Consider the following 21,819-nt stretch of genomic DNA (forward strand, 5'->3'; position numbering starts at 1 on the left):
AAGCTTGGGTGCGTGAAAGCCCGGGACATTGGCGGCCGACGCCCTTGTTCCGCGGGCGTCGGCACGCCCTGCGCCGATGCGGCGCGAACGGCGTTTGATCGAAGTGCCCGATACTCAGGCCGGCTCGACGTGGCGCACCAGCAAGCGCGCACTTTCCCGGCCCTGCCATTCGTTGATCGTCAGCTCATACACCGCGCGCAGTCTGGGCGGGGGCGCCGACGCGCGCACGTTGAACATCACTGCCTCGTGCACGGCACCATCGCGCGGATCGCGCAGGCTCAGTCGCCAGTGCCGCTCGCCCATCAGGCGCCATTGCGCGCACTCGAACAGGTTGTCGAACAGCGGCTCGGGGAAGCCCTGCCCCCACGGGCCGCCGTCGCGCAACTGGCGCGCAAGGTCCAGGGTGAAGGTGCCGGGCGGCAGTTCGCCATCGGTATAGAGCACGGCCTGCAGGCGCTCCTCGTCCAGCCACTCGCGCGCGATGACGTCGAAGGCTTCGGCGAAGCGCGGATAATCGGCGGCCTTGAGGCTCAAACCGGCGGCCATGGCATGGCCACCGAAGCGCTCGATCAACCCGGGCAGGCGCGCGTCGATCGCCGCAAGCGCATCGCGCACGTGGAAGCCGGCGATGGAGCGCGCGGAACCGCGCAGTTCGTCCGGCCGGTCCTCGTCGGCGGGCGCGAAGGCGATCACCGGACGGTGCAGACGCTCCTTGAGCTTGGATGCCACCAGACCGACCACGCCCGCGTGCCAGGTCGGCTCGTACAGGCTCACGCCGGTGCGCTCGCCCATGCCCTCCAGGCCCAGCGCGCCGATCATGGCTTCGGCCTCGGCGACCATCGCCTCCTGCAAATCGCGCCGTTCCTGGTTGATGGCGCTCAATCGCTCCGCCAGCGCGCGCGCCTGCACCGGGTCATCGGTCAGCAGGCATTCGACGCCCAGGCGCATGTCCTCCAGTCGCCCCGCGGCGTTGAGGCGCGGACCCACCGCGTAGCCGAGGTCGCTGGCGCAGACGCCGGCCAGGCTGCGCCTGCCCGCCTCCACCAGCGCGGTGATGCCGGGGCAGGCGCGGCCGCTGCGGATGCGGTGGATACCCGCTTCGACCAGCACGCGATTGTTGAAGTCGAGCGGTACCAGGTCGGCCACGGTGCCGAGCGCGACCAGGTCGAGCAGGCTACCGAGGTCCGGTTCCCTGCCCGCGGCGAAAGCCCCGCGCCCGCGCAGCTCCGCCCGCACCGCGAGCAGCAGATAGAACACGACCCCGACACCGGCGAGCGCGCGGCTGGGGAAGCCCTGGTTCATGCGCGCATCGCTGGCGCAGCTTTCGCACGCCGGCTCGCCATGCCCGCACGCGCGCACTTCGAGCACGTTGGGATTGACCAGCGCATCGGCTGCCGGCAACCGCTCTCCTGGCAAATGGTGGTCGGTAACGATCACGCGGATGCCGCGCGCCTTCGCCGCCGCGACGCCCGCGACGCTGGCCACGCCGTTGTCGACGGTGACGATCAATTGCGGCGCGGGCTCCAGCGAGGCGACCAGCGCCGGACTGAGGCCGTAGCCGTGAACGAAGCGGTTGGGGATCACGTAATGCACCCGCCGCGCGCCGAGCAGGCGCAGCCCGCGCACGGCCACGGCCGTGCCCGTCGCGCCATCGCAGTCGTAGTCGCCGGCGATGACGATCGACCAGTCGCCTTCGATCGCCTCGATCAGCAAGGCCACGGCGCGATCCAGCCCACCCAGCGCCTGCGGCGCCAGCAAGTGGCGCAGGCGGTGTTCGGCCTGGCCCGGATGCAACACGCCGCGTGCGGCATAGACCTGGCGCAGCACCGGATGGACCGCCTCGCTCCAGCCCTCGGGCGCACCCAGCAGCGAGCGGCGACGCAGCGTCGGTGTGTTCATGCCCTGCCGCCGCGCCAGAAGCGCCAGCGATGCCAGGGGCGGAGTTCCCCACGCTCGCCGCTGGCGAAGCTCAGCCGCAACGGACGTTGGCGGGCAAGCGTGTGGATCATGGGCCACCATGCGTCGGCGATCGATTGCGCGGGGAGATCCTGCAGGTCGATCAGCCAGTGCGCGGCGGCGTCCGCGGGAGCCATCCCCACTGCGGCGGTTTCCCGCGCACCGGAGGCGGGTGTGCGCAGGCGGTGTGCGATCCCTGCGCCGGCCGCAAGCGCCCGCAGCAGTGGATCGTCGCTGACCACGCCACGGAGCGACGTCGCCACGGTCGCTGGCAACGCACCCGCTCCCCACAGCCAGAGGCTGTTGACGGGTGGCTGCCCGGCGGCGCGACGCCTCACGTTCAGCGGATGCTGGTGCAGCAGCACCTGGATGTCGTTCTGCAGGATCCGCCAGCGGCGACCATCCGGCCCCTGAGGCAAGTGCTGCAGCAGGTTTTCGCCCAGTGCCTGCTCGGGTGCGGGAAATTCGGGTACCGCCGTCCCCTGCGGCAGTCGCAGGTGCCAGCGATCGGGAGAGGTCAGCTCCAGACGCATGTCCTGTTCCTCGAACAGCGGCGCGAGCGGCTCGGCGAACTCGGCCGCCTCCGCGGCAGTGAGCTGCATCTGCCCGCAGGCCAGCAGGCGGGCACCGTTCATGTCCGGCTCGACCCAGGCCGGGTCGGCGCAAATCCACAGCGCGTCACCGGCATCGCCAGCCGCCAGTTGCCGGGTGAGCGCACCGGCGGGTAGCGGTGGGGGGGCGTCGAACCATGCGGTCAGCCCGGCGAGGTACCCCCGCGGGCCGTCATCGAGGCGATCGGCGCGGGCCAGCAGACGGCGCAGCGGATGCGCGGGCTCGAAGCGCGCGAGCGCGGGCAGCCACAGTTCCACGCTCATGCGCTGGCCGCCTCCAGTTGCTCGTACAGCTCCAGCCATTCGGCTTCGAGCGCTTCCTTCTCGCGACGCAGGTCGCCCTGGCGCTGGCCGAGCTTCATCAGCTCGGCGGTCGGGCCGTTGTAAGTGGCCGGATCGGCCAGCTTCGCGTCCAGCGCGGCCAGGTCCGCATCGATCGTCGCGACGCGCGCTTCGATCTTCTTGACGCGCGCCTTGGCCGCCTTGTCCTGTTCGCGTTGGGCTGCGGAGGCACGGCGGCGGTCGGCGGCGGACCCGGTGGGCGCAGCCGGCTCGTTGGCCCTCTTTGCGGCCGCACCGCGCGAACGCAGCCAGCGGGCGTAGTCGTCCAGGTCACCGTCAAAGGGCTCCACCACGCCGTCGGCCACGCGCCAGAAACTATCGCAGACCAGACCGAGCAGGTGGCGGTCGTGCGAGACCAGTACCAACGCGCCGTCGAAGTCGGCCAGCGCGTCGGCCAGCGCCTCGCGCATGTCCAGATCCAGGTGGTTGGTCGGCTCGTCGAGCAGGAGCAGGTTGGGCTTGTCCCAGGCGATCAGCGCCAGCGCCAGGCGCGCGCGTTCGCCGCCGGAGAAGCCGTCGACCGACTCGAAGGCGCGGTCGCCAGCGAAGTTCCAGCCGCCGAGGAAGTCGCGCAACTCTTGCGCGGCCACGCCCGGTGCCTTGTCCTGCAGGTGGTCGAAAGGACTGGCGCCCTCGCGCAGGCTTTCGACCGTGTGCTGTGCGAAGTAGCCGATCTTCAGGTCCTTGTGTGCCTTGCGCTCGCCGGCCAGCGGCGGCAGCTCGCCGACCAGTGTCTTGACCAGGGTGGACTTGCCGGCGCCGTTGGGGCCGAGCAGGCCGATGCGTTCGCCGGCTTCAAGACGAAAACGAACATCCGAGAGGACCGTCTTTTGAAGATGATGCCCGTCCGCCAGGACGACGTTCGCCCCCTCTCCCCCCTGGGGAGAGGGTTGGGGTGAGGGGTCAAGGCTTGCCTCGATCACCATCGAAGCATGCTCTGAACCAACATCCCCGCGAGCCCCGCCTCTCACCCCAGCCCTCTCCCCGGCGGGGAGAGGGAGCGGAATCGCGTAACCGGCCGACGCCTCTTCCAACTGCAACATCGAATCAGGCAACCGCTCGGGCACCGCAAACTGGAACCGGAACGGCCGCTCCGCGCGCACCGCTTCGGTGCCAGCCAGCTTCTCCAGCCGCTTCATCCGCGATTGCGCCTGCTTGGCCTTGCTCGCCTTCGCCTTGAAGCGGTCGACGAACGACTGCAGGTGCGCGCGCTCGGCCTGCTCGCGCTCGTGCGCGATCTGCTGCTGGCGCAACTGCTCGGCGCGCAGGCGCTCGAAGGCGCTGTAGTTGCCGGTGTACAGCCGCGCCCTGCCCTCGTGCAGGTGCAGCGTGTGCGAAGTCACCGCGTCGAGGAACTCGCGGTCGTGCGAGATCACCAGCAGCGTACCCTGGTAGCGGCGCAGCCATTCTTCCAGCCAAAGCACGGCGTCCAGGTCCAAGTGATTGGTCGGCTCGTCGAGCAGCAACAGATCCGACGGCGCCATCAGCGCCCGCGCCAGGTTCAGGCGCACGCGCCAGCCGCCGGAGAATTCCTTCACCGCCCGCTCGTGGGTCTCCGGCGCGAACCCGAGGCCATGCAGCAGGCGGCCGGCGCGGGCACGGGCGTCGTAGCCGTGCAGTTCCTCGATGCGATGGTGGGCGCGGGCCATGGCTTCGGCGTCGCCACGGTCTTGGGCGTCGGCCTCCTCGCGCAGGGCGGCCGCGACTTCTTCGTCGCCACCGAGCACATAGTCCAGTGCGGCATCCGGCAGCGCGGGCGTCTCCTGCGCTACGGAGGCCAGGCGCAGCTTCGCCGGCATATCCAGCTCGCCCGCATCGGACTCCAGCCGTCCCTGCAGCACCGCGAAGAGGCTGGACTTGCCGCAGCCGTTGCGGCCGATCACGCCCAGGCGCCAACCGCTCTGGATGGTGAGATCGATGTCGGAGAGCAGCAGGCGGCTGCCGCGGCGGAGGGCAAAATGGCGGAACGCGATCATCGGGAGGGAACGTGCGCGGGTGACCCGCCATGATAGCCGGGCTTCGAATGCCTAGCCCATCGCAGAGGCCAGCGATCGCCGTGGCGCGGTTGTCATACATCTGCTACAACGGCGCCGCACAGGACCTTTGTGGAGAGGGGAATCATGGTCAAGCTCACTGGCGGTCTGGCGATGCTCGCCGCGATCGCGTTCGGCGCGCCGATGGCCGCGCACGCGGGCGACAGCCTGCTGATCCATCGCGTGCAGCAGGAACAGGGCATGAACCTGCCCACCCGCGGCATGACCATGGCGCAGGTGGAGAAGCGCTACGGCGCGCCCCAGCGCAAGCTGCAGCCGCGCGGTGGCGACAGCCAGAAGCACCCGGTCATCAACCGCTGGGACTACAAGACGTTCATCGTGTACTTCGAGCACGACCACGTGATCCATTCGGTGCTCAACACCCCGGCCGGAAACAACCACGATCCCGCGACGGCGCAGTAAACCGCGCCGGGAGCAAGGACAACGGATCCCCGCCAAGGCGGGGGTCCGTTTTTGTTCGTGCCTCATCGCTCCGTGTCAGCCGGTCAACTACACTTCGCCGTTTCTTAAACTTCAAGCGAGCGCGCGATGACCTCCTCCCCCAACCTGCGCCTGCCGGCCGAATGGGAACCGCAGGACGCGGTACTGATCGCCTGGCCGCATGAAGGCACCGACTGGGCCGAGCGCCTGGCCGAGGTGAATACCACCTATACCGCGCTGGCCGCCGCGGTTACCCGCTTCCAGCCGCTGGTCGTGATCGTCGCGAACGAGGCTGTACGCGCGGCCGCCGAAGGCGCGCTGCGTGGCTCGGGCGTGGACCTCGAACGCATCCGCTTCGTCGAGCTTCCGTACGACGACACCTGGCTGCGCGACTCCGGTCCGATCACGCTGGTTTCCGCGCAGGGCTTCCAGCTCACGGATTTCCGCTTCACCGGCTGGGGCGGCAAGTTCGGGGCCGAGCAGGACGATGCGCTGGTCGCCGGCCTGGTCGCTGCCGGGGTATTCGGCCCGGCAGCGCACGAGCGCGTGGACTGGGCGCTGGAAGGCGGCGGCATCGAGAGCGACGGCGGCAGCACCGTGCTGACCACCTGGCGCTGCCTGCACCAGCGCCACCCCGAGCAGTCGCGCGAGGCGATGGATGCGATCCTGCGCGAAAGCCTGCATGCACCGCGCGTGCTGTGGCTGGACCACGGCTACCTCGAGGGCGACGACACCGACGCCCACATCGACACCCTCGCCCGCTTCGCGCCGGGCGAGCGCATCGTGTTCCAAGCCTGCGACGACCCGGCCGACCCGCACCACCAGGAGCTGGAACGCATGGCTGCCGAGCTGGCCGCGCTGCGCACGCCCGAGGGCAAGCCGTATCGCCTCTCCCCGCTGCCCTGGGCGCAGCCGATCCTGGACGAAGGCCGCCGGCTGGCCGCCTCCTATGCGAACTACCTGGTGATCAACGGCGCGGTACTCGTGCCTGCCTACGGCGATGCCTCCGATGACGAGGCGGCCCGCATCATCGGGGCGGCCTACCCGGGGCGCGAAGTGGTGCAGGTGCCCTGCCGTCCGCTGATCTGGCAGAACGGCAGCCTGCACTGCATCACCATGCAGCTGCCAGCGGGTTTGCTGGGCTGAACGCACGCCGCCCGCCAACGCTTTGGCGACAACCGCATCGCCCCGCTCCGCTAAACTGCCTGTCTCGACTCGAAGGCAAGAGACAGGCATGACCGGCAAGACACTCAAGGTGGCGCTGCTGCAGGAAACCAACCGCGGCAGCCGCGACGCGAACCTCGACGCGATCGAGGCCGGACTGCGCGAAGCCGCCGCGGCGGGCGCGCAGCTCGTACTGCTGCAGGAGCTGCACAACGGTCCGTACTTCTGCCAGCGCGAGTGCGTCGACGAGTTCGAGCTCGCCGAAACCATCCCCGGTCCGGGCACCGAGCGCATCGGCAAGCTCGCGCAGGAACTCAAGCTCGTCGTGGTCGCCTCGATCTTCGAGAAGCGCGCCACGGGGCTGTACCACAACACCGCGGTGGTGTTCGATCGCTCCGCGGCGATCGCCGGCAAGTACCGCAAGATGCACATCCCGGACGATCCGGCGTTCTACGAGAAGTTCTACTTCACGCCGGGCGACCTGGGCTTCGAGCCGATCGACACTTCGGTCGGCCGGCTGGGCGTCCTCGTGTGCTGGGACCAGTGGTATCCGGAAGCCGCACGGCTGATGGCGCTGGCCGGGGCTCAGCTACTGCTCTATCCGACGGCGATCGGCTGGGACCCGGGCGACGAGCAGGCGGAGAAGGACCGCCAGCGCGAGGCGTGGGTGACCGTGCAGCGCGGCCACGCCGTAGCCAACGGGTTGCCGCTGCTCGCCTGCAACCGTACCGGGTACGAAGCCGATCCGTCCGGCGTGGGCGCGGGCATCCAGTTCTGGGGCACCAGCTTCGTGGCCGGGCCGCAGGGCGAGTTTCTCGCTAGGGCCGGTACCGACGGGCGTGAGCTGCTGGTGGTCGACGTGGACCTGGAGCGCAGCGAACACGTGCGGCGGATCTGGCCGTTCCTGCGCGACCGGCGCATCGATGCCTACAGTGACCTGCTCAAGCGCTATCGGGATTGAAATCGGTGGGCGCAAGCCCACCCTGTGAAACACCCCTGTAGGGTGGGCTTGCCGCCCACCACCCGCATCCCGGACCCCGCATGACCCTCCCCGATTCCGACGTCGCCCTGCCCGACCCGCTGCTCGACCAGCCCCTGGAGCGCGTCACCCGCGACGGCGTGGAATACGTGGTGCTGGGCACGGCGCACGTCTCGCGCGCCAGCGTGGCGGCGGTCGAGGCGCTGGTGGCCAACGAGGCGTTCGACGCGATCGCGGTGGAGCTCTGTCCCAGCCGCGCCGAAGGCATGCGCAATCCCGATGCCTTCAAGCAGATGGACCTGTTCCAGGTGATCCGCCAGGGCAAGGTCGGCATGGTGGCGGCAAGCCTGGTGCTGTCGTCCTTCCAGCAGCGGCTGGCCGCGCAGTACGGCATCCAGCCCGGCGCCGAGATGAAGGCCGCGATGGACGGTGCCGAGCGCGCCAACCTGCCGGTCTGGCTGATCGATCGAGAGGTCGGCACCACGCTCAAGCGCGCCTGGCGCAGCGTCGGCACGTGGGCGCGCTTCGGCCTGCTCGGTGGCCTGATTGCCAGCGTGTTCGAGCGCGAGCAGGTCGACGAGAAGGAGATCGAAAAGCTCAAGGAAGGCGACCTGCTGGAAAGCGCGTTCGGGGAGTTCGCGCAGAATTCCGCACCGCTCTACAACAGCCTGATCGGCGAGCGCGATGAATACATGGCCGCGCGCCTGCGCGAGCAGGCGCAGGGCGCGCCCGCCGTGCGCCGCGTGCTGGTGGTGATCGGCGCCGGCCACCTCAAGGGCCTGTGCGGACACCTGCGCCAGCAGCACGAGCCGCCGGCCCGGCGCATCGCCGAACTGGCCAAGCTGCCGCCCAAGGCGCGCTGGCCGAAGTGGCTGGCGCTGGGCCTGGTGCTGCTGGTGTTCGCGGCGATCGCGTATGCGTTCCATCGCAATCCCTCGCTGGGCGCGCTGGCATTGCGCAACTGGGTCCTGTTCACCGGCGGCTGCGCCGCGCTGGGCGCCCTGGCGGCAGGCGGGCATCCGCTGAGCATCTTGGCCGCCTTCATCGCCGCTCCGATCAAGCCGTTCCGGCCCGGTATTCCCGCCGGTGGCATCAGCGCCATGGCCGAAGCGTGGATCCGCCGCCCGCGCGTGGCCGACTTCGAGACACTGCGCGACGACATCGCCGAGTGGACCGGCTGGTGGAAGAACCGCGTGGCGCGGACCCTGCTCAACTTCATCCTGGTCAGCGCGGGCACCGTGATCGGCGAATACGCGGCCGGCATCCAGATCTTCAAGAGCCTGTTCTGAGGACTGCTCCGGGCGCGTGACGGGAGCCTCGCCATGCGCCTGATTTGCATCAGGGCGCTGCGTCAAGTTGTCCGTCGCGTGAAGCAGACACTATACTTCCGCGACTTTGTACCCCAAGCGTGGGAATGACTCGATGATTCGACTGCAACTGCTCGGCCTGACCGTGGCCGCAGCCCTCCTCGCCGCTGGCAACGCCCACGCCGCGGGCGACAAGGCCAACGGCCGCAAGCTGGTCTACACCTGCAACGGTTGCCACGGTATCGACGGCTACACCAATGCGTACCCGGACTATCCGGTGCCGAAGATCGCCGGACAGAACGAGCAGTACATCATCAACGCGCTGCACGGCTACAAGACCGGCGATCGCACGCATCCGACCATGATGGCGCAGGCGCAGAGTCTGTCCGACCAGGACATCGACGACATCGCTGCCTATCTCTCCAGCCTCGCCAAGTAAGCCTCGAAGGAATCCCGCATGAAGCGTGCGCTCACCCTGCTCTTCTTCGGCGCCGTGCTGGCGTTGTCCTCCACTGCGCTGCTGGCCGAAGGCAACGTCGACAACGGCAAGACCAAGGCCGCCGCCTGTTTCGCCTGCCACGGTGCCGACGGCAACGCGGTCGACCCGCAGTACCCGCGCCTGGCCGGCCAGTACAACCTGTACCTGCAGCAGGCGCTGCACGAGTACAAGGACGGCCGCCGAAACAACCCGATCATGAAGGGCTTCGTCGCCACCCTGTCCGACCAGGACATCGAAGACGTCGCCGCCTACTTCTCCAGCCTGCCGACCAAGCTGCACACGCTGGACGGGCACATCCAGGGCGACAAGTAAGCCAGCTCCAATCGAGCAAAAACAAAAGGCCCGCTTCCAGCGGGCCTTTTTCGTTCGCGCCCTCTTCCCGCCGGGGAGAGGGTTGAGGTGAGCGGCCAAGGCTGGGCGGAAACCCTGTAGGAGCGCACCTGTGCGCGACCGCCATGCACGGATTCAGACGCCAGCCTGCCGGTCGGGGGAAGAAGCCCCGCTGACGTTTCTGATGGAGATCATCGCGAGCCCCGGCCCCTCACCCCAGCCCTCTCCCCGGAGGGGATAGGGAGCAAAAGCACCTCTTCGCCGACCAGGTCTCACCCCATCGCCGAGCTGCCGGCGTGTTCCTTGTAGTACGGATTGCGCCCACCGCTGTGGTCGGTCGCATCGCGCACCGCCGTGATCTCCGGCACCCGCTCGCGCAGCGTCTTCTCCACGCCGTTCTTGAGCGTGACGTCCACCATGCTGCAGCCGTGGCAGCCGCCGCCGAACTGGAGCAGGACGGCGCCGTCCGAAGTGACCTCCAGCAGGCTCACGCGCCCGCCATGCGAGGCAATCCGTGGATTGATCTCGGCCTCGAGTACATAGCGCACCCGCTCGATCAAGCCCGCATCCGCGCCAGGAATCTCCCCCTTGATGCGCGGCGCGCGGATGTTGAGCTGGCCACCGGTCGGATTGGGCTCGTAGTCGACGCTGGCGCCGTCCAGCCAGCGCGCGCTGTCGCCTTCCAGGTAAAAGCTGAACCCTTCGCACTCGACCAGCCACTCGTTGCCGCCGAGATCACGCGGCTCGCAGAACTCCAGCTCGCAGTTGGCGGCCGGGGTGCCCGGCGCGGTCACGCGCAGCAGGATGCCCAGCTCATCGCCCTGCTGGGCCAGCAGGCGGCGGAAATGCTGCTGCGCGCGGTCGGAAATATCGATCATCGAACGGACTCTCCAGCGCCGGTGGGGATGCCCGGCGGAAACAGCACCATTTTAGTCCTGTTTCACCCAAAAGTCCGGATGCCCCGCTTTTTGTAGGAGCCCGCTTGCGGGCGATGCCTGGCGTTCAGACTGGAGAGCATCGCTCGCAAGCGGGCTCCTGCAATGTGCGTTTTGACTTTTTCCCGCGCAACTCGGACCCTCGTCTTTTTCCATGGCCGGAGCCCGCAATGAACCGCAACGACCTCGCCAACCAGCATTGCCAGCCGCGCAAGGGCAAGGAACACGCGATCACGCCAGACCAGGCGCAGGAATTGCTGGCGCAGCTACCCGGCTGGCAGCTCGCGAACGATGGCAAGGCCATCGTCAAGGACTTCCGCTTCGACGATTTTCACCGCACGCTGGGTTTCATCAACGCGGTCGGTTTTATGGCCAACCGAGAGGATCATCATCCCGACCTCGAGGCCGGTTACGGCCATTGCCAGGTGCTGTGGTCCACCCACGACGTGGGCGGTCTTTCGCTCAACGATTTTGTTTGCGCGGCCCGGGTCGAGGCGCTGCTGGCCTGAGCCAGCGATTGCTTTTTCCTTTATCGCCAAGGGCATCAAGGACTTTCTTCAAGTCCTCCGGCAGCGGCGCGGAGAAGCCATAGGCACGCCCCTCCAGTTCGAATCCCATGTGAGCGGCGTGCAGGAACAGCCGTTGCAGGCCCTTCTCGCGGAAGCGCTTGTTGGCCTCGCGATCGCCGTATTTGGTGTCCCCGGCCAACGGATGGCCGATGTGGGCGGCGTGCACGCGGATCTGGTGGGTGCGCCCGGTGCCCAGCGTCGCCTGCATCAGGCGAGCGCCGGTGAGCTGCTCCATTTCGCGGAAAAAAGTCAATGACGGCTTGCCGTTATCGGACACTCTTGCCATCCGTTCTCCGCCCTGGAGCACGGATTTCAAGAGCGGCGCGTTGACGTCGAAACGCGCCTTGGGCGGGTGGCCGACCATCAGGCACAGGTACTGCTTGGTCACCTGACCGGCACGGATCGCCGCCTGCAGCCCGGTGAGCCCGGCGCGGGTCTTGGCGAACACCAGCACGCCGCTGGTATCCCGGTCGAGCCGGTGGACCAGCTCCAGGTGCTGCTCCGGGCGGGCGGCCCGCAGCAGTTCGATGGCCCCGTGGCTGACGCCGGACCCGCCGTGGCTGGCGATGCCCGAAGGCTTGTCGATCGCCAGGAAATGCTTGTCCTCGAAGATCACCGCCTCGGCGACCGCGGCCACCATGTCGGCGGACGGCCCTCGCTCGGGCGCCTTCTCGGCCGTGCGAACCGGTGGAATCCGCAGAATATCGCCGGCACTGAGACGCGTATCCGGCTTGGCCCGCTTGCCGTTCACGCGCACCTGGCCGGTGCGCAGCAGGCGGTAGATCATGCTCTTGGGCACCCCCTTGAGCAGGGTCATCAAGGCGTTGTCGATCCGCTGGCCGTCGCGCTCGGGGCCGATATCGACTTGACGCACACCTTGAGGTGCGTCATGGGAAGTTACCGTCTGCATTGAAAAAAACCTGGGGTAATAGGATACTCGGCGGGCGCTTTATGTCCCCCTTCGAGTTCGTTCGTGGCGGGGACGCCCGTCCGCGACCAAAGGCGAGGATTGCGCCGGTGGCCACCCCGGCAGCCGGCCGTAAACTCCCAAATATCGTAACGGTTCGGGATGCCGTTGTCCGCCGCCAGGGGGTGGCGAGACGGCGAAGCGCGTGCCACGAATCACCCCGGTGTCGGACGATGCCGGTTTTATTTGCCGCCACCCGCAGCGGCGCGATCCCGGCAGGCAGCCTGAGTTAGGCGCCACCGTGGCACGCGACGCGCGGCCAGGCCGAAGGAAGAAAACTACAATGAAGCGCATGTTGATCAACGCAACTCAGCGTGAAGAGTTGCGCGTGGCCATTGTCGATGGCCAGACGCTGTACGACCTCGATATCGAGATTCCCTCCCGCGAGCAGAAAAAGGCCAATATCTACAAGGGCCGCATCACCCGCGTCGAGCAATCCCTGGAAGCCTGCTTCGTCGATTACGGCGCCGAGCGCCACGGTTTCCTGCCGCTGAAGGAAATCGCCGACCAGTACTTCACCCCGGGCCTGAACCCGAACAAGTCCAGCATCCGCGAGCTGCTGAAGGAAGGCCAGGAACTGGTCGTCCAGGTCGAGAAGGAAGAGCGCGGCAACAAGGGTGCGGCGCTGACCACCTTCATCAGCCTGGCCGGCCGCTACATGGTGCTGATGCCGAACAACCCGAAGGCCGGCGGCGTCTCCCGCCGGATCGAAGGCGAGGATCGGCAGGCACTGAAGGAAGCGCTCGACCATCTCACCGTTCCGGAAGACGTCGGCCTGATCGTGCGCACCGCCGGCATGGGCCGCGACGCCGAAGAGCTGCAGTGGGACCTGGACTACCTGCTGACCCTGTGGCGCTCGATTTCCGAGGCCGCGGCCAAGCAGAAGGCGCCGTTCCTGATCTACCAGGAATCGAAGCTCTTCATCCGCGCCCTGCGCGACTACCTGCGCAACGACATCGGCGAGATCCTCATCGACGAGGAGTCGCTCTACAACGACGCGCGCGAGTTCATGCAGCAGGTGATGCCCAACGCCCTGCGCAAGCTCAAGCTCTACAAGGACGACACCCCGCTCTTCTCGCGCTACCAGATCGAAACCCAGATCGAGAGCGCGTTCGACCGCCAGGTCCGCCTTCCGTCCGGCGGCTCGATCGTGATCGACCAGACCGAGGCGCTGACCGCGATCGACATCAACTCCTCCAAGGCCACCAAGGGCTCGGACATCGAGGAGACCGCGTTCAACACCAATTGCGAGGCCGCGGTGGAGATCGCCCGGCAGCTGCGCATCCGCGACGCCGGCGGCCTGATCGTCATCGACTTCATCGACATGGACAGCCCGCGCCACCAGCGCGAAGTCGAAGAGAAGTTGAAGGACGCGCTCAAGCTCGACCGCGCCCGCGTCCAGATCGGCCGCATCAGCCGCTTCGGCCTGCTCGAAATGTCGCGTCAGCGTCTGCGCCCGAGCCTGGGCGAGGCCACCCAGATCGTGTGCCCGCGCTGCGAAGGCCACGGCCACATCCGCGGCATCGAATCGCTGGCGCTCTCGACCCTGCGCCTGATCGAAGAGCACGCCATGAAGGACAACACCGGCCAGGTGCTGGTGCAGGCCCCGCCGGCGGTGGCCAACTTCATGCTCAACGAGAAGCGCGCCAGCGTGGTCGAGATCGAGCTGCGCAACAAGGTGCACGTGGTCATCGTCGCGGACGACAAGCTCGAGACCCCGCACATCGAGATCCAGCGCATCCGCGAAGCGGACATGGGTGAACACAGCAAGCCCAGCTACGAGCGCCTGACCGCGGTCGAGGCTGCACCGGTGCCGAAGATGGGCCAGACCCTGGGAAGCTCCGAACAGCCTGCGGTGAGCGGTATCGTGCCGGCCACCCCGGCGCCGGTGCGCGAGGAAGCGCCAGCCCCGGCGCCAGCCCCCGCGGCGGCGCCGCGTCCGCGTCCGGCCAGTGCGCCGGCTCCGCAGGGCGGCGTGATTTCGCGCCTGCTGGGATGGTTCCGCGGCAGCGCCACGCCGGCGTCGACGGAAACCAGCGAGCGCAAGCAACCCGCGCAACCGGCTGCGCGCCAGGGTCGCCGTGACGAGCGCGGCCGCCCGCAGCAGGGCCAGAACGCGCAGCGCAACCCGCGTCGGGACCAGAGCCAGTCGCAGCAGCAGCCCAAGGGCGGCTCTGGCAAGAACCCGCGCCAGCGCGGCAACGAGGCCGGTCCGCGCCAGCCGCAGCAGCAGGCCAGGGAACAGCAGCCGCGCCAGCCCAAGCCGGCCCCTGCCCCGTCGGCCGGCAACGACAACCAGGAACCGCGCAAGCAGGCGCCGGCCAGGCCGGAACGCGCCCCGCGTCCGGCGCAGGCGGAACAGCCGGCCGCCACGGCGGAGTCTTCGCCGGCGATCGATCCGATGAAGGAGATCGAGACGCCCATCGTTGCGCAGACCGATGCCAATGCCGCGGCGCCGGAAACCAAACCCGAGTCGGAAGGCGGCCAGCCGCGTCGCCGCCGCGGCCGTCGTGGTGGTCGCCGCCGCCGTCGCCACGAAGACGGAACGATCGTCCAGCATTCGGCGTCGCCCCAGCTCGATGAGCTGGATGACGAGGATCGCGAGGGGAACGAGTCCGATACGCCGGTGAAAAAGGCCGATCAGCGTTCGTCGATCGCTTCTGCCGCACCGACGGCCGTGGCCGCCGCAAAGGCCGCGACCGTCACGCCGGAACCGCGATCGCCCCAGGCCGAGGCGGCACCGGCGGTCCAGCCGCTGGCCGAATCGCAGCCGGTCGAAGCCAGGCTGCCTGAAGCGGTCGTGCCGGCGCCGGCGCCCACCGCGTTCAATCTCCCCCCGCTCCCGCCGATTCCGGCAGCGGCTGCCGTCGAGGAATCCACGCCTGCATCGATGACGCCGGCCGCGGCAGCGCCCGTTGAGGACCCCCTTCCTGCGGCTCCGCCCGCCGACGCCATGCCGGGGGCAGTGGAGGACGCGCCCGCGACGCCGGTCGTGGCCACCGATGCCTCGACGTCGGCCACCGAGGGAGTAGCCACCGCAGCAGCGCAGACCCAGGCCGATGCGGAAGACCAGCAACAGTCGGCCGCCTTCGAAGCGCCTGCTGTGCTCCCGAAGCAGGGCGACCTGCTTGCACACGCTCCCCGCCCGTCAGAGCTTCCGACTACCGAAGCGACGGATGAGCAGGATGAGCAGGAGCCGCCGAGCGACCGGCACCCGCCGCGGGATGCAGCCCAGGGCTGACGGTCAAAATCGAGGCATGAAAAAAAGCCGGACGCATGTCCGGCTTTTTCTTGTCCGCGTCAGGCGGCCCATCGTGGTGTACCCCGGCGCGCACTCCTGGTAAGCGCCTCGCACATGAGGGAAAGGCCCGCCCTGCTTGCAGGGCGGCCTTGGGGCGTGCCTCACCCGACCTGGTTGGGCGCGTCGAGCAGCCCGTGCACCGTCATGAGGTGCGCGAGGCCGATGACGTGCTCGACCTGCAGCTTTTCCATCAGGCGCTGCTTATAGGTAGAGACGGTTTTCGGGCTGAGGTTGAGCTGGTCGCCGATCACCGTCAGCGGCTTGCCGCGGACCAGCATCATGGCGACCTCCAGCTCGCGGCTGGACAGCGCGTCAAACGGTGAGCCGCTATTGCCGTCGAGCGTGGCCAGGGCCAGTTGCTGGGCCACCGCCGGGGCCAGGTAACGACGCCCACTGGCTACCTGGCGCACGGCCACCAGCAACTCGTCGGCCGAGCAGCCCTTGGTGAGATAGCCCAGCGCACCCGCGTCGAGCAGGCGCTTGGGAAAGCGCGCGTCGTCGACCACGGTGATGATGATGATGTGGGTGTTGAGCTTGGCGCGGATCACCCGCTCGGTCAGTTCGATGCCGCTCATCCCCGGCATGTGTACGTCGACCAGCGCCACGTCGGGCGCCAGCGTGCGGATCAGCCGCAACCCCTCTTCCGCCGTCCCTGCCTCACCCTTGATGCGTACGTCCGGCTGCTGCTGCAGGATCATGCGAAAGCCGGTGCGTACCAGTTCGTGATCGTCCACGAGCACGATGTTGATCACTTCAAGCCCTCCTTGGGAATAGTGAAAGAAAAGTAGGTGGCCGCTCTCCGCAATGCAAGCGTTCGCGTGCCACGCAAACAAAAAACCCGCCGTGTGGCGGGTTTTTCGGGAGCGGAGATGACGACCGCTTCGTTGTTGGTGCCCAAGGGGGGACTCGAACCCCCACGCCTCTCGGCGCTACCACCTCAAGGTAGTGCGTCTACCAATTCCGCCACCTGGGCAGGTGTGTTGCGTATTACTTCGTCGAACCCGCCGGGGCGGGAACGTCCGACTTTGCCGGAGCGCCGGCAGTCGGCACATCGCTGTTGCTCCTCGCCGGAGCCTGCGGCACGTCGCCGTTGCTCTTGGCCGGAGCCGCGGGCTGCGCATTCTGGGCGGGCGCGGGCTTCTTGGCAAGCCCGGACATCACGCCGAGGTCGGCCTGCTCCGCCTGCGGCGCGCCGTTGCGGCTCAGGTAGATGCCCATGCCGAGGCTCAGCAGGAAGAACAGCGCCGCCAGCACCGCGGTGGCGCGGGTGAGGAAGCTGGCCGAGCCGCGCGCACCGAATACCGTGGCCGACGCGCCGCCGCCGAAACCGGAGCCCGCGTCGGCGCCGGCGCCGCGCTGCATGAGGATCAGCACGATCATCGCCGCGGCGATCAGGATGTAAAACACGCTGAAGATGACGAACATGTTCTGTAGGAATCCGTAGGCTTCAATGCGCTGCGGCGCAGATGCCGAGGAAATCGGTCGCGGTGAGCGAAGCACCGCCGATCAGGCCCCCATCCACGTCCGGCTGCGCGAACAATGCCGCGGCATTCGCCGCCTTGACGCTGCCGCCGTAAAGCAGCCGGGTCAGACGGGCAATCATACCATCCTCACGTTCCAGTTGGCTACGAATGAACGCGTGCGCCTGTTGCGCCTGTTCCGGCGAGGCGGTCTGGCCGGTGCCGATCGCCCACACCGGCTCGTATGCGATCACGGCGGTGTAGAAAGGCGCGATGCCGCAGTGCGCGAAGACGGCGCCGAGCTGGCGCGCAAGCACCGCCTCGGTCTGCCCGGCCTGGCGCTCGTCCAGCGTTTCGCCGATGCACAGGATCGGAGTGAGGCCCGCGACGCAGGCGGCGGCGAACTTGCGCGCCACCAGTCCGTCGCTTTCGCGGTGGTACTGGCGGCGTTCGGAATGGCCCACTAGCACCCACTGCGCGCCGACATCGGCCAGCATCGCCGCCGATACCTCGCCGGTATAGGCGCCCTGCCCTTCGTGCTCACTGACGTCCTGGGCGCCGAAACCGATGCCGCTGGCGCCGTGGCGCGCAGTGAGCTCGGCCAGGTACGGAAAAGGCGGGAACACCAGGACGTCGGCCTCCTGCGGGCGCTGCGCGGCGATCTCGGCCACCAGGGCCTCCGCCATCGAGCGGCTGCCATGCATCTTCCAGTTGCCGGCGACGAGTTTCCTGCGCATGCGATGCCTTCCGATGAAAAGCGGCAAGCATAGCGACCGCCCTGCAGCCCGGCAAACGGGTGCTGGCCGCCGATCGCGCGCTCGGCGATCATGCCGGAACCTGCTCCGTGGAAACGCCGATGCCCGCCGATCGCCCCCTCAGTCTGGTCACCGGCGCCTCGGCCGGAATCGGCGCCGCCTTCGCCCGGGAACTGGCGGCGCGAGGGCACGACCTCGTGCTGGTGGCGCGCCGTACCGAGCGCCTGCAGGCTCTGGCGGAAGACCTGCACGAGCGCCATGGCGCACGGGCGCACGTCCTGCCTGCCGACCTGGCCGATCCGACCGCGCCGCGCCAGCTGGTCGATGCCCTGCAGGAGCAGGGCCTGGTGGTCGACTGGCTCGTGAACAATGCCGGCTATGGCGTGCCGGGCACGTTCGATGCCAATGACTGGCCCGTGCACGCGGACTTCCTGCAGGTGCTGCTCAGCGCACCGACCGAGCTGGCATGGCGCCTGCTGCCGGGAATGCGCGAGCGTGGTTACGGCCGCATCCTCAACGTGGCCTCGCTGGCGGGACATGTGCCCGGATCGGCCGGCCACACGCTGTATGCGGCCAGCAAGGCATACCTGATCAAGTTCTCGCAATCCCTGGCGCTGGAGAACCGGCACAACGGCGTGCACGTCTGTGCGCTGTGTCCCGGCTTCACCCGGTCGGAATTCCATGACGTGACCGGCACCCGCGCGCTGGTCGGCAAGCTGCCGCGTTTCATGTGGCAGGACGCCGATACCGTGGTACGCGAGGGCATCGAAGCGGTCGAGCGCGGCAAGGCCGTGCACGTCACCGGGCGCGTGAACCGGGCGATCAAGGCGCTGGCCAAGCTGACGCCCGACCGCCTGGCACTGTGGCTGTCGGCACGCGAGTCCCGTCGCTACCGACAACTCGATTGACGCGCCAATGCCGTTCGACTGCGCTAACGTCCCCCGCCTGCCGCTCGCGAGACCGCCATGAGCCTGTTCCCGACCCAGATGCGCCCGCTTCCCTACCGCAAGCCCACCGAGGGTCGCGATTACTGGGTGATCGACGATGTCCTGCCCGACGCGAAGGCAGTACGCGAGCGCTGCCTGGCCCGGACCGACTGGGAGTACGGCTTCCCGACCACCGGCGAAGTCTGGCCCGGGATGCGCACCATGCCGGCGCTGGAATTGGACGAACTGGCTATCGTCGAGGCCCAGGTGAGGCGCGTCACCGGTGCGAAGAAACTCTGGGTCGGCGAGACCGAGGCCGGACAGAAGCTCAACCACAACTGCGTGCAGGTGGTCGGCGCGGTCGAAGGCGCGGTCAAGCCGCACACCGATTCGCTCAACCTCTGCCGCTACGCGGCCGTGCTGTACCTCAACCCCGCGGTGCCCGACAGTTGCGGCACCAGCTTCTTCCGCCAACGCATGCCCAACGGCCAGCTGGGCGGCAACATGGTGGCGCCGCCGCATCGCAACCTGGTCGATGCGCTGGGTAACCGTTTCGTGATGCCCAATGCGTTTGCCGAGGATGTCCGCGTGGCCCACCGGTTCAACCGGCTGCTGGTCTACAAGGCCAATATCGTGCACAGCGCCAGTGCGTACTGGGGGCTGGAGGACATGGCGAGCAAGCGCATGACCGCCGTGTTTTTCTGGATGGCGTAGCGGGCAGGTAGCGGGCCGGATGCCCTGGCGAGCCTTCTACCCCCGATGGGGGAAGGTGCCGCCAGCAACTGCTCGACGCGATCCACCTTCGCAGCGCTAGCTCATTTCGCTGCCGCCAGTCTGGTGGCGCGCGCTCGGTTGCCCCATCCGCCCTTCGGGATCCTTCCCCCGCGTGCGGGGGGAGGGATCCTTCAGCGCGGTCTCGTCAGATCAGCTTGATCTCGCGCAGCCGCTGCATCAGGTACTCGTGCGAGGACAGCGAGGTGTCGTAACGGCTCGGATTGTCCGGCGTCACGCATTCGGGCAGCGGGTCGAGCACGACGTCGGGATTCGGGTGCAGGAAGAACGGCACCGAATAGCGCGGCTTGCGCGCGTTCTCGTTCTGCGGATTGACCACGCGGTGCGAGGTCGACGGGTACACATGGTTGGTCAGGCGCTGCAGCATGTCGCCGATGTTGACCACGATGGCATCGCCCTCGGTGGTGATCGGCAGCCACTGGCCCTCGCTCAACACTTCCAGCCCCTCGGCGCTGGCGCCGACCAGCAGGGTGATGAAGTTGATGTCCTCGTGGGCGCCTGCGCGCACGTTGGGAATGTTTTCCTCGGTGATCGGCGGGTAGTGGATCGGGCGCAGGATCGAGTTGCCCTGGTCGGTCTTGTCCTCGAAGTAGTTCTCGGACAAGCCGATGTGCAGCGCCAGCGCGCGCAACACGCGCGTACCGAGATGGTCCAGCGCCTCGTACAGGCCGTAGCCGAAAGGCTTGAACTGCGGCACCTCTTCGGGCCAGAGGTTGGGCGGCATCACGTCGGCGAACTTCGAGTCGCGGGCGATCTCGCGGCCGACGTGCCAGAACTCCTTGAGGTCGGGAAAACGGCTGTCCTTGGCCGTCTCGACCTTGAACGGGGTATAGCCGCGCGCGCCACCGGAACCGGGCACGTGGTACTTCATCTTGGTTTCCGCCGGCAGCGCGAAGAACTGCTCGAAAGCCTGGTAGGCGCCGTCGATCAGTTCGCGCGGGATGCCGTGCCCACTGATGCAGCAGAAGCCGAACTGGCGGTAGGCCGCGCCCAGTTCCGCGACGAAGGCGTCGCGGTCGGTCTCGTAGCGGCGGATGTCGAGCGTGGGGACTTGCTTCATGGGTTTTCCGTCATGTGCACATGCGCGGCGGATTTTACGGCGTCGGCCAGCCAGCCGGCCAACTGCTGCACTTCGCCCGCATCGGCACCCTCGATGGTCACCCGCACCAGCGGTTCGGTACCCGACGCGCGCAGCACGACGCGCCCGCGTCCCTGCAGCGTGCGCTCGACCTCGGTCAGCGCATGGCGCACGGTATCGCTTGCCAGTGCCTCGCGCGCACCGGGCGCACGCACGTTGACCATCACCTGCGGCAGCTTCTGCAGACCCCGGCGCGCCAGCGCCAGGTCCTGGCCCGACGCGGCCAGGGTCTCCAGCACGGCCAGCGCGGCGATGATGCCGTCGCCGGTGGTGGCGCGATCCAGGCACAGGATGTGGCCGGAGGTCTCGCCACCGAGCATGCCGCCATTGGCCTTCAGCTGCTGCAGCACGTAGCGGTCACCGACGTTGGCGCGGATCAGCGGCACTTCGAGTTCCGCCAGCGCCTGCTCGAGGCCGTAGTTGCTCATCAACGTGCCGACCACCGGCCCGCGCAGGCAACCGCGCGCGAACAGGCTGCGTGCAAGCACGTAGAGGATGTCGTCGCCGTCGGCAATGGTGCCGTTGCGGTCGACCAGGATCACGCGGTCGCCGTCCCCATCGAAGGCGATGCCGACATCGGCGCTCTGCGCCAGCACCGCCTGCTGCAATGCCTGCGGATGGGTCGAGCCGACGTCGCGGTTGATGTTGAAGCCGTCCGGCTTGTCGCCGATGGCGGTCACGTCGGCGCCGAGTTCGGCAAATACCTTGGGCGCCACCTGGTAGGTCGCGCCGTGCGCACAATCGAGCACGATTTTCGTGCCGCGCAGAGTGAACTCCTCCGGTACGGTCGCTTTGCAGTACTCGGCGTAGCGGGCCACCGCATCGGCCACCCGCGTTGCCTTGCCAAGCTGTTCGGAAGATACCGTGACGAACTCGGCGTCCAGCTCCTCCTCGATTGCCTGTTCGATCTCGTCGGAAAACTTCTCGCCCATCGCCGAGAAGAACTTGATGCCGTTGTCGGTGTGCGGATTGTGCGAGGCGCTGATCACGATGCCGGCCGCCGCGCGCATCGAGCGGGTGAGGAAGGCCACGGCGGGCGTCGGCATCGGGCCGAGCAGGCCCACGTCCACGCCGGCGGCGACCAGGCCCGCCTCCAGCGCCGCCTCGAACATGTAGCCGGACACGCGCGTGTCCTTGCCGATCAACACCATCGGCTTGCGGGTCGACCCGCGAGCGAGCACCGCGCCGGCCGCGCGGCCCAGGCGCAGCATGAAATCGGCACTGATCGGCCATTGCCCGACCTGGCCACGGATTCCGTCGGTGCCGAAATACTTGCGTGTGCTCATCAGCTTTCCTTGTGGTGGCGCCACGGGG

The 21,819-nt window shown here is 68.1% G+C and carries 20 protein-coding genes and 1 tRNA gene; 10 read left to right on the forward strand and 11 right to left on the reverse strand.

From position 1 onward, the window contains the following. Positions 1-114: 114 nt before the first annotated feature. The 3 genes from recJ to ACFWZU_RS13475 are packed head-to-tail and all read right to left on the reverse strand — an operon-like array spanning position 115 to position 4,885. Positions 115-1,899, reverse strand: coding sequence for a single-stranded-DNA-specific exonuclease RecJ (gene recJ / locus ACFWZU_RS13465; protein WP_439702058.1), 1,785 nt, complete (start codon positions 1,897-1,899; stop codon positions 115-117). Beyond that, positions 1,896-2,831 carry a phosphoglycerate mutase gene (locus ACFWZU_RS13470; protein ID WP_439702059.1) on the reverse strand — a complete coding sequence of 312 codons (936 nt, stop codon included), beginning with the start codon at positions 2,829-2,831 and terminating at the stop codon, positions 1,896-1,898. Before ACFWZU_RS13470 ends, recJ begins: the two co-directional genes overlap by 4 nt. Then, positions 2,828-4,885: an ABC-F family ATP-binding cassette domain-containing protein gene (locus ACFWZU_RS13475; RefSeq protein ID WP_439702060.1), complete on the reverse strand. Its 2,058-nt coding sequence runs from the start codon at positions 4,883-4,885 to the stop codon at positions 2,828-2,830. The genes ACFWZU_RS13470 and ACFWZU_RS13475 overlap by 4 nt, the downstream gene beginning before the upstream one ends. A 144-nt stretch (positions 4,886-5,029) precedes the next feature. Between ACFWZU_RS13475 and ACFWZU_RS13480 the strand changes: the two genes are divergently transcribed. From ACFWZU_RS13480 to ACFWZU_RS13505, 6 genes are all read left to right on the forward strand, one after another. Further along, positions 5,030-5,365, forward strand: coding sequence for a hypothetical protein (locus ACFWZU_RS13480; RefSeq protein WP_439702061.1), 336 nt, complete (start codon positions 5,030-5,032; stop codon positions 5,363-5,365). A 126-nt stretch (positions 5,366-5,491) separates the two neighbouring features. Further along, the gene (locus ACFWZU_RS13485) at positions 5,492-6,529 is read left to right on the forward strand and encodes an agmatine deiminase family protein (RefSeq protein WP_439702062.1); all 1,038 of its coding nucleotides are present in this window, start codon (positions 5,492-5,494) and stop codon (positions 6,527-6,529) included. Between the two features lie 88 nt (positions 6,530-6,617). Then, the gene (locus tag ACFWZU_RS13490; protein ID WP_439702063.1) at positions 6,618-7,508 is read left to right on the forward strand and encodes a carbon-nitrogen hydrolase; all 891 of its coding nucleotides are present in this window, start codon (positions 6,618-6,620) and stop codon (positions 7,506-7,508) included. Between the two features lie 80 nt (positions 7,509-7,588). Next, positions 7,589-8,815, forward strand: coding sequence for a TraB/GumN family protein (locus ACFWZU_RS13495; RefSeq protein WP_439702064.1), 1,227 nt, complete (start codon positions 7,589-7,591; stop codon positions 8,813-8,815). Positions 8,816-8,948: 133 nt separating this feature from the next. Continuing rightward, positions 8,949-9,272 carry a c-type cytochrome gene (locus tag ACFWZU_RS13500; protein WP_209618251.1) on the forward strand — a complete coding sequence of 108 codons (324 nt, stop codon included), beginning with the start codon at positions 8,949-8,951 and terminating at the stop codon, positions 9,270-9,272. Positions 9,273-9,290: 18 nt separating this feature from the next. Beyond that, the gene (locus tag ACFWZU_RS13505; RefSeq protein ID WP_439702065.1) at positions 9,291-9,644 is read left to right on the forward strand and encodes a c-type cytochrome; all 354 of its coding nucleotides are present in this window, start codon (positions 9,291-9,293) and stop codon (positions 9,642-9,644) included. 290 nt (positions 9,645-9,934) lie between these two features. Here ACFWZU_RS13505 and ACFWZU_RS13510 read toward each other — a convergent pair whose 3' ends face one another. Beyond that, entirely contained in the window at positions 9,935-10,540 is a 606-nt protein-coding gene (locus ACFWZU_RS13510) for an NfuA family Fe-S biogenesis protein (protein WP_439702066.1), read from the reverse strand. Between the two features lie 227 nt (positions 10,541-10,767). Between ACFWZU_RS13510 and ACFWZU_RS13515 the strand changes: the two genes are divergently transcribed. Further along, positions 10,768-11,106, forward strand: coding sequence for a 4a-hydroxytetrahydrobiopterin dehydratase (locus ACFWZU_RS13515; protein ID WP_439702067.1), 339 nt, complete (start codon positions 10,768-10,770; stop codon positions 11,104-11,106). Here ACFWZU_RS13515 and ACFWZU_RS13520 read toward each other — a convergent pair. Next, the gene (locus ACFWZU_RS13520) at positions 11,060-12,076 is read right to left on the reverse strand and encodes an RluA family pseudouridine synthase (protein WP_439702068.1); all 1,017 of its coding nucleotides are present in this window, start codon (positions 12,074-12,076) and stop codon (positions 11,060-11,062) included. The two genes, ACFWZU_RS13515 and ACFWZU_RS13520, sit on opposite strands and share 47 nt — an antisense overlap. Positions 12,077-12,416: 340 nt before the next feature. Between ACFWZU_RS13520 and ACFWZU_RS13525 the strand changes: the two genes are divergently transcribed. Continuing rightward, positions 12,417-15,374 carry an Rne/Rng family ribonuclease gene (locus ACFWZU_RS13525; protein ID WP_439702069.1) on the forward strand — a complete coding sequence of 986 codons (2,958 nt, stop codon included), beginning with the start codon at positions 12,417-12,419 and terminating at the stop codon, positions 15,372-15,374. Between the two features lie 161 nt (positions 15,375-15,535). Here the strand turns inward: ACFWZU_RS13525 and ACFWZU_RS13530 are convergent, their stop codons facing one another. The 4 genes from ACFWZU_RS13530 to tpiA all read right to left on the reverse strand — a co-directional run bounded on the left by ACFWZU_RS13530 (position 15,536) and on the right by tpiA (position 17,631). After that, a complete protein-coding gene (locus ACFWZU_RS13530) occupies positions 15,536-16,186 on the reverse strand; it encodes a response regulator (RefSeq protein WP_231325814.1) in 651 nt (216 codons plus the stop codon). Between the two features lie 136 nt (positions 16,187-16,322). After that, positions 16,323-16,407, reverse strand: a tRNA-Leu gene (locus ACFWZU_RS13535). Between the two features lie 14 nt (positions 16,408-16,421). Beyond that, the gene (gene secG / locus ACFWZU_RS13540) at positions 16,422-16,859 is read right to left on the reverse strand and encodes a preprotein translocase subunit SecG (protein ID WP_439702070.1); all 438 of its coding nucleotides are present in this window, start codon (positions 16,857-16,859) and stop codon (positions 16,422-16,424) included. Between the two features lie 22 nt (positions 16,860-16,881). Then, positions 16,882-17,631 carry a triose-phosphate isomerase gene (gene tpiA, locus ACFWZU_RS13545; RefSeq protein WP_439702071.1) on the reverse strand — a complete coding sequence of 250 codons (750 nt, stop codon included), beginning with the start codon at positions 17,629-17,631 and terminating at the stop codon, positions 16,882-16,884. 119 nt (positions 17,632-17,750) lie between these two features. Between tpiA and ACFWZU_RS13550 the strand changes: the two genes are divergently transcribed. Next, positions 17,751-18,557, forward strand: a complete 807-nt coding sequence (locus ACFWZU_RS13550; protein WP_439702072.1) for an SDR family NAD(P)-dependent oxidoreductase — start codon at positions 17,751-17,753, stop codon at positions 18,555-18,557. A gap of 57 nt (positions 18,558-18,614) precedes the next feature. Further along, complete coding sequence (locus ACFWZU_RS13555; RefSeq protein WP_439702073.1) at positions 18,615-19,289, forward strand: DUF6445 family protein; 675 nt, start codon at positions 18,615-18,617, stop codon at positions 19,287-19,289. A gap of 205 nt (positions 19,290-19,494) precedes the next feature. On the opposite strand, the gene ACFWZU_RS13560 is transcribed toward ACFWZU_RS13555, so the two are convergent. Continuing rightward, a complete protein-coding gene (locus tag ACFWZU_RS13560; RefSeq protein ID WP_439702074.1) occupies positions 19,495-20,427 on the reverse strand; it encodes an isopenicillin N synthase family dioxygenase in 933 nt (310 codons plus the stop codon). Then, positions 20,424-21,791 carry a phosphoglucosamine mutase gene (gene glmM / locus ACFWZU_RS13565; RefSeq protein ID WP_439702075.1) on the reverse strand — a complete coding sequence of 456 codons (1,368 nt, stop codon included), beginning with the start codon at positions 21,789-21,791 and terminating at the stop codon, positions 20,424-20,426. The genes ACFWZU_RS13560 and glmM overlap by 4 nt, the downstream gene beginning before the upstream one ends. Between the last annotated feature and the right edge of the window lie 28 nt (positions 21,792-21,819).

Source organism: Frateuria sp. GZRR33, assembly GCF_051900425.1.
Lineage (GTDB): Bacteria > Pseudomonadota > Gammaproteobacteria > Xanthomonadales > Rhodanobacteraceae > Frateuria_A.